This window comes from Xenorhabdus sp. KK7.4 (assembly GCF_963876465.1).
Taxonomy (GTDB): Bacteria; Pseudomonadota; Gammaproteobacteria; order Enterobacterales; family Enterobacteriaceae; genus Xenorhabdus; species Xenorhabdus stockiae.
The window spans coordinates 102,256-109,075 of record NZ_CAWNQF010000024.1; the positions used below are offsets into that span (position 1 = coordinate 102,256).

Sequence of the window (6,820 nt, forward strand, 5' to 3'; positions counted from 1 at the left end):
CTATAAAAAACCACCCACTCTAATAAAATAGAATGGGTGGATCTTGCCATATGAATAATTAATTAAACATTATCAATAACTGAGTCTACGAATTCTGCACCTTTTTTCATAGTTCCCTTAATATTATCTCCCGTCTCTTTAGAGAGAATACCCGCCTCTTCCAAGCCGTCTACTATGCTTTCACCTACTTTTTCAAACACACCAACAAGCCCTTCAGCGAACTCTTTCCAGCCAGCACCAGCGACTTGCTCCATTTCTTTTTGATTTAACTCTTTCATATATTACCTCATTATAATTAGGATACTTACTTCAACGATTAAAACATTATTAGCCTTAAAAACCACAATGTAGAATTAATACTCTTATTCATAGTTTCATCTCTGCTACGTCATTACCATATATTACTCAACATTAACTTTTATTAAACCGCTTTGCTATTAATATAGCAATTATCACATTCTTAACCATAGTAAATAGACTCCATGCTTTACTCATAAAAATATATAATTAAAAACAATAACCATTATATTGTTAAAGTTAATATTTAATTTATTATTTATTTCCAATGATTATCTAATCATAAACTTTAATTTTAACTTATTACATCGAAAATTTATTGTGATCTTCATCCATTAAAACATTAGAAATTTTAATTTAAATCAAAAATATAAACAGAGTATATACTTAATGAATTTCATAAAGCAGCACAATAATAAAAAAACCACCCCACCTCTCAGAGGATCTTGGTTTGTTTGAATAACATAAAAAACCAGGTCCTCTAATCAAATAGAGAGACTGGTTCAGATATAACATGCACTCTAATTTAAAATAAGACTTATTATCTTTTATAGCAAAAATACAATTTAGAAATCACAGGATATGAAAAATGACGCCTTCTAAAACATCTTATTTCCCTTTTATTCCTTATGTATGATTACCTAACACCATTTATTACTATCACGTACCTTACCAGTTACATTATGCAATTAATACTCTAGAGAATTACTATTTCCTTGTTCAAAATAAAAATAAATCATCAACTATTGATTTTTATTAACCAAACTAGAATCACTCTCAATATTCCATCAATCATTCTCACCTACGCTTCTCTGATACATTATATTCATATTATGAGTGATGTTATTGTGTAACTAAGCGTGACTATTTATCCATGTTCTTATTAATCATTCTGACTAACAAGATCCAACAGCCTCCACCATTAGAATAACTTCTATCTATTAAGGAAAAAGACCACCTCTAATAATTAAGGAAAAACCCGTTATATGTGAACTGTGAAATTTATCACGGTTTAACTTTATTCATATTTTCATTCATAAATCTTCCTTGAATTTTCACCAGAAAAAAATAACCATTACGGGTCTCATTGGCTGGTGTATATTTTTTATATTACCTATAACCTCCTATAATGGTTTAGTTTATGACTCTAATTGTTTATCTTTATCGCCAATCTTGGATATTGCTGCTTCTATCAACAATATTTGCATTGATCAGTGGATTTTCCGGGGCGTCAGTAGTCGGTATGATTAGCCAGGGAATTACAGGAACGGTTAATCTGACTTCATTTATCTGGAAGTTTTTTGGTCTCTGTATTCTTTTTTTTGTTACGAAAACACTATCAGAAATTATGTTGTCACATTTGACTCAGGCAACCATTTATTCGCTGCGTCTAAGCCTGAGTAATAAAATATTACGGGCACCGTTTAAAAAATTGAACCGCTTTGGGAAACATGGGTTGCTGGCCGTTCTGACTAAAGATGTTGATGTGTTTATCCACTCTTTTATGTTAGCTCCAACTGTTTTTGGTAATATCACACTTATCATTGCCTGTTTCGGTTATTTAGCCTGGATTTCATGGCAGCTATTTATCATTTTGGCTATTGTCTGTCTGGTAACCGCTTCTCTCTTCTATTTTTTGGAAAAACGTCCTATACGCCTGATGGAAGAAATGCGTGAGCAGGTAGATAAGATATATCTCAACTTTCAGCAACTGATCGATGGCAGCAAAGAACTGAAACTCAATAGACAAAAAGGTAATGCATTTATTGATAAAGTTATTTCCCCTGCTGCACTAAAATTTAAAGAGATCTGCATCAAGGCAAACAATAACTATGCCTGGGTCCTGAATGCCGGCTCTGTGATCTTCTATATTGTTATCGGCCTGATGATTTTTGTCATTCCTATCTGGTTGCCTCAGGAACCGGCAACTTTAATGACGGTAACTCTGATTGTCCTGTTTTTGTCTGGCCCTATCAGTGAGGTTATCGGTGCCATTCCTGAATTAAGACAGGCGGAAGTCTCATTACAAAAAATGAAGCGGCTGGATAACGAACTGGAAGAATCTTTGTATGTGCAGCAGGCTAATTCCCCGGATCCATTTTTAACCGAAAAGCCATTATCGCTTGAGTTAAAAGATATTATTCACCACTACACCACTGACAAAGAAGATCGGGAATTTAAACTAGGGCCTATGAACTTGACTATTTCTCAGGGTGAAATAGTTTTTATTGTCGGCGGTAACGGGAGTGGAAAGACAACACTTGCCATGCTATTAGTCGGTTTGTTCGAACAAGAATCCGGCTCTATCATGCTTAATGGCATCAAAATGGATGAAACGAATAATGAACATTATCGTCAGTATTTTTCGGCCGTTTTCTCCAATTATCATCTATTCGATCAACTATTAAATACCGGTACGAATGTTACTGAAAAAGCAACTCACTATATTGAATCCTTAAACATGGGTCACAAAGTCAAAGTTATTGACGGACAATTTTCAACGACTGATCTTTCCGCTGGTCAGAGAAAAAGATTAGCTTTAGTTGCTGCTTATTTAGAAGACCGCCCTATCTACCTATTTGACGAATGGGCTGCGGATCAAGACCCTGTATTTAAAAAGATCTTCTATACTGAGTTATTACCGGAGCTAAAATCCCGTGGCAAGACTGTTATTGTTATTAGCCATGATGATGCATATTTTGATATTGCAGAACGTGTGATTAAATTGGAAGATGGACATATTAAGGAGATAAAAACCAGTAGTCATCATCCTAGCTAAAAATGATCCAGATCAAAAAATATTTATAATAAATATATCCTCGCCCATTTTAAGAGCCTCATTAAAACAGGCTCTTTTTTTTAAACTATGTATTATTATTTAAAAGGCTCTTTAATATTAAAAATTGATAGCGGCAACACGAAAGACAACGGGGCTCTAATAAAATTAGATATACAATAACGTTGCTGTCACTCTGCAAAATAACTTTATTTAATATATAATCCATTACCTTAAATTCAATAATAAAGACAAGAAACAGTTTATATAAAGATGAAATTAATTTATAACTTTCCTAGAAAACTCCACTCATATTATCGTTGTTATTTTTTTTATTGCGTAATACTTTCGCCACATTAATTTTCTTATTAGAAAATATATCTCTTTGAAATTTATTTAGCCAATGTCTTTGGCTTTAATTCTGTTCCACTTTTTTTGTTTTATCAGTTCTGAAAATTTTGTTTTTCCATATGCCCATAAAAGGGGAGCTATAAAATGAATCATCCTGAAACATTGAAACCATTTGCTTTATCTGAAGCACAAAGCAGCCGTTGGTTTCAATATCAAATTAACCCGGCCCAGAGGGGGCAGAATAATAGTGCATTTTGTGCCAGAGTCAGAGGATTAACTGCTGAAAAATTGGAAGAAGCACTTAATCATCTGATAAAACGCCACCCTATGTTACGGGCTAGTTTTGGTCAATATGGCGGTGAACTGGGATATCAAATAGCAGAAAATGCAATTATTACAATCAAAAAACATGATGCCCGGGATCTGGATGCAGAAACGCTTCAACAGCTAGTCCACAATGATTGCTGGTATCCCTTCGATCTCGAAAATCCACTGCGTATTTATGTTAGTTGGTATCAATGCCATGATCAGGAATGTGTCATGGTATTAACCTTTGACCATATTGCCGTTGATGGCTGGTCCTATTGGATATTATTGGAAGAACTCGGCATGCTTTTAACCGGGCAGGAATTACCTCCTACCTCGGAACGGAGTTATCAGGATTATGTTATCTGGCAACAGCAGTGGCTTAATAGTAACAATGCAAAAAAACAACAGAAATTCTGGGTTGATAATCTAAGTGGTGAGTTAACCGAATTACAATTACCCGTCAGCAGCAAATCAAGCGTCAGTGCCCCCTCTTTGGTAGCAGATAAAATTACGGTTGCTCGTAAACTCCCCGATACACTGGCCGCAAAATTAATTGCACTGACACCAAAATATCATAATAGCCTGTTTGCAATTTTTCTGGCTGCTTATCAACTCCTGCTACATCGCTATACAGGTCAGGATGATATTTTGGTCGGCTCTATCATGCCCGGTCGTAGCCGCTCTCTCTGGGGCAAAGTCGTCGGTGAATTTATCAATCCGGTTGCCTTACGCGCCCAAATCAAGGGTGAGATGACAGTACAGGAGCACATATTACAGGCTGCTAAAAGCATTCGTCAGGCAATTGAGCATCAAAAATACCCTTTTTCGAAAATACTGGAGCACATTAAATTACAGCGCAATGCGGATACCCATCCAGTTTTCCAGACAACCATGACTTTCCAGCAACCCAGATATGTCAGTAACCTGACATCGTTATGGATGGATCAGAGCGGTACCACCACAGTGAACTGGGGAGGCGCAGAACTCCGCTCTTTCCCATATCCTTATTATGCTGAAATGCCTGTGCCCTTAATGATCAATCTCATTGAAATTGATCAGCAGATTAATTGCGGTTTTCATTACGATACCAAGCTGTTCGATTCTGAGTTTATCACTCAGCTAATGGACAATTTTTTCACTTTATTAGCAGCCATAGCAGATGATGACCAGCAGGTTATTAGCCATTTACCATTAATGGATGAACACCAGCTTCAGCAGGTACTCGGTGATTTTAATGCAACTAACGTCCCCTACCCGAAAGATGCTCTGATCCACCAGCTATTCGAGCAACAGGCTGACCATACACCAGAAGCGATGGCGCTGATTTATGGCGACAATCAGCTGACTTATGATGAATTAAATCGTCGGGCCAACCAGCTGGCACATTACCTGATTGGGTTAGGGGTGAAACCCGATGACCGGATTGCTATTTGTGTAGAGCGCGGCCCGGAAATGATAGTCGGATTGCTGGGTATTCTCAAAGCAGGAGCCGCTTATGTTCCGCTCGATCCGGCCTATCCGGCTGAACGGCTGGCCTATATGCTGGAAGATGCCGCTCCCGTCGCGCTGCTCACCCAATCCTCCCTGACTGACCGACTGGAAAATACCCCGACAATCGTGCTGCTGGATGACAGCAATTCATCACCCTTTAACCAGATGCCGGATACAAATCCCGATCACTGTACATGTGGGCTGAACTCACACCATCTTGCGTATGTGATCTACACCTCCGGTTCCACCGGAAAGCCCAAAGGGGTCATGGTAGAACACCACAACGTCATCAACCTTCATATCGGGTTACAGTTGATGCTCGATCTCGCTCCGTCAAGTCGCGTAGCGCTGAATGCCAGCATCGTGTTTGATGCCTCGTTGCAAAGCTGGTCGCAATTGCTTGCCGGTCATACGCTGGTCATCATTCCGAACGCTATCCGTACCGATGGGCCACAACTCTGGCGTTATTTCGAACATCATAAAGTAGATATGTTTGACTGCACTCCCGTGCAGCTGCACGGATTGTTAAACACGGGCTTAGGCACCAGTTCCGGTTATCAGCCCAAACTGGCATTAATTGGCGGGGAAGCCATTCACCCTGCCGTATGGTCACGTTTACAGCAGATAAAAACAACCCGTTTTATCAATGCCTATGGGCCAACAGAATGTACTGTTCAGGCTACCTTCTGTCCGGTGGATAGCTCCCTGCCGCTTCCCAGTATCGGCAAACCGGTGGCTAATACCCAAATCTATATTCTTGACCCCAATGGCCAGCCCACTCCTCTGGGAGTCACAGGTGAAATTTATATCGGTGGTTCCGGCGTGTCCCGCGGTTACCTGAATCGCCCTGAACTGACCGCAGAGCGCTTTATAGCTGATCCTTTTGTCACTGACCCATACGCTCGTCTGTATAAAACCGGCGATCTGGGACGCTGGATGTCAGATGGTAATATCGAATATCTGGGCCGTAACGATTTTCAGGTCAAGATCCGTGGATTCCGCATTGAACTGGGGGAAATTGAAACCCGTCTGGCTCAGTGCGCAGGCGTTCAGCAAGTCGTCGTCATTGCCCGTGAATATGATACGGCAGATACGCGGCTGGTTGCTTATATCGTTCCTGACTCAGACACCACACCAGGCATCTCCGAACTGCGGGAGCAATTGAGTAGTAGCCTGCCCGATCACATGGTTCCCAGCGCCTTTGTCATGCTGGAGGCTTTCCCGCTGACAGTGAGCGGAAAACTGGATCGCCATGCACTGCCTGCTCCGGACTATTCATCAGTCAGTTCTCAGGAATATGCAGCACCACAAGGGGAAACCGAAGAACAACTGGCAGATATCTGGCGGACGATACTGAAAATAGATCGGGTCGGTCGTCATGACAACTTCTTTGAACTCGGCGGGCACTCGCTTCTGGTGCTGCAACTTCAGTCAAAAGTTAATGAAATCTTTGAGGTTGATCTTTCCATTCAACAACTGTTTGCACACCCCTCAATCAGTCAGCTTGAAGAGTGCATTATCAACGCTCAATTAATGCAATTTGACGCAGGATCCCTACAGGGTCTTTATGAATCGATGGAATAAATCTGGCTCTCG

General features: G+C 40.0%; 3 protein-coding genes. 2 read left to right on the forward strand and 1 reads right to left on the reverse strand.

Annotated features, from left to right (window positions below; translation table 11 throughout):
* Positions 1-62 precede the first annotated feature (62 nt).
* Positions 63-278: a hypothetical protein gene (locus AACS90_RS04190; RefSeq protein ID WP_099121827.1), complete on the reverse strand. Its 216-nt coding sequence runs from the start codon at positions 276-278 to the stop codon at positions 63-65.
* Between the two features lie 1,160 nt (positions 279-1,438).
* Between AACS90_RS04190 and AACS90_RS04195 the strand changes: the two genes are divergently transcribed.
* Both AACS90_RS04195 and AACS90_RS04200 read left to right on the forward strand, forming a co-directional pair.
* Positions 1,439-3,076: a cyclic peptide export ABC transporter gene (locus AACS90_RS04195; RefSeq protein WP_099121828.1), complete on the forward strand. Its 1,638-nt coding sequence runs from the start codon at positions 1,439-1,441 to the stop codon at positions 3,074-3,076.
* Between the two features lie 492 nt (positions 3,077-3,568).
* A complete protein-coding gene (locus AACS90_RS04200; protein ID WP_099121829.1) occupies positions 3,569-6,808 on the forward strand; it encodes a non-ribosomal peptide synthetase in 3,240 nt (1,079 codons plus the stop codon).
* Positions 6,809-6,820: the final 12 nt, after the last annotated feature.